Consider the following 1,610-nt stretch of genomic DNA (forward strand, 5'->3'; position numbering starts at 1 on the left):
TAGTGTCTGCTTTTTAAGTCTGTAAACCATTGATTTTACTGACTTTTCAGCATATTTATGATAAAATAACTACAGGGGTTCTGCATCCAGGCATCGATTTTCCTTGCAGTTTTACCCCAAATCCTACCACGGAATGGAGCAAAAAGCCATGTACAGACCAACCGACAGAACCCAGCATTCTTTCCTTGACTTCAACCAGCCCATGGGGCTGCATATGAACCCGGACAACCGATGGGTGAAGATGGCCGACAGCATCCCATGGGACGAGTTCGAGACCAAATACGCTGGCCTGTTCCCCAGCGGGACGGGGAATGTCGCGAAGCCCCTGCGCATGGCCCTGGGCGCACTCATCATCCAGACGAAGTTCCAGTACTCTGACAGGGAGCTGGTGGAACAGATTGCGGAGAACCCGTACCTGCAACGCTTCTATGGGCTGCCCGGCTACCAGGAGGAGGCGCCTTTCGATGCCAGCACGCTGGTGCTGTTCCGCAAGCGCATCACCATGGAGATGGTTATGGAGGCGAACGAATCCGTGCTTTCCCGGAAAGATGACCGCAAAGGGCCGCCTTCATCAGGTTCTTCCACTGAAGGAGGGAGCCCGGAAAAGGAACCGGGGAACAAGGGGACCCTGACCCTCGATGCGACCTGTGCGCCGGCCCATATCCGCTATCCCCAGGACATCTCCCTGCTCAACGAGGCAAGGGAATTCCTTGAGGGGATGATAGGGCGCTTCTGCCGGTACTACAGCCTGCCTCTGCCGAGGCGCTACAGGAGGCAGGCCAGAAAAGCATACCTGGCATTCGCGAAGTGCAGGAAGCATACGGCAAAGAAAGTGCGGGCAGCGATCCGTAAGCAGCTGGGATATGTACGCCGGGACATCGGATACCTGGAGCAGTTCATGTCGGAGGGCCTTGTCCCGGACAGGAAGGACATCCCGAAGTTCCTGACCATACTGAAGATGTACGGACAGCAGAAGTACATGTACGATCATAAGGTGCATTCCGTCCCTGACCGCATCGTGAGCATCAGCCAGCCATGGCTGCGCCCCATAGTCCGGGGCAAGGCCACGGCCCCGGTGGAGTTCGGTGCCAAATTCGACCTGAGCCTGGACACGGAAGGGTATGGACGAATCGAGAGGATATCCTTTGACCCTTATAACGAGGGGGCCACCCTGCAGGAGGCTGTGGAACGCTTCAAAAAGCGTACCGGGCACTATCCGGAGAGGGTCCTGGCAGACCAGATATACAGGACGCGCGACAACCGCAGGTACTGCAAAGGACATGGGATACGCCTGTCGGGTCCCCGCCTGGGGAGGCCGGCCGCCATAGTCTCCGCCACAACCAGGAAACAGGAATACCAGGACAATACAGACAGGATAGAGGTAGAACGGGTTTTCAGCCTGAGCAAACGGTGCTATGGCATGGGGCTTATCGTGACCAAGCTGGAAGAGACCCAGCTGACCACAATCGCATTGTCTGTATTCGTGACGAACCTCTTTAAGATTCAGAGGCGGATACATTCTGCCCTTTTACGGATATGTCAATTTTTTGACACAAAATATGCTGTATTAAGTTTTGCGTGGCTTAGCTGAACTTAATCAGCAGACACTA

The 1,610-nt window shown here is 55.0% G+C and carries 1 protein-coding gene; it reads left to right on the forward strand.

What is annotated here, in order from left to right; genetic code table 11:
- Window positions 1–148: 148 nt before the first annotated feature.
- A complete protein-coding gene (locus NSB25_RS29000; RefSeq protein ID WP_146040233.1) occupies window positions 149–1,591 on the forward strand; it encodes an IS5 family transposase in 1,443 nt (480 codons plus the stop codon).
- Window positions 1,592–1,610: the final 19 nt, after the last annotated feature.

The sequence above is a fragment of the Acetatifactor muris genome, assembly GCF_024623325.1.
In the GTDB taxonomy this organism is placed as follows: domain Bacteria; phylum Bacillota; class Clostridia; order Lachnospirales; family Lachnospiraceae; genus Acetatifactor; species Acetatifactor muris.

What these genes read in the sequence shown, in the direction of transcription:
- NSB25_RS29000 (WP_146040233.1), top strand. Translation starts at nt 149, where the DNA reads ATGTACAGACCAACCGACAGAACCCAGCATTCTTTCCTTGACTTCAAC.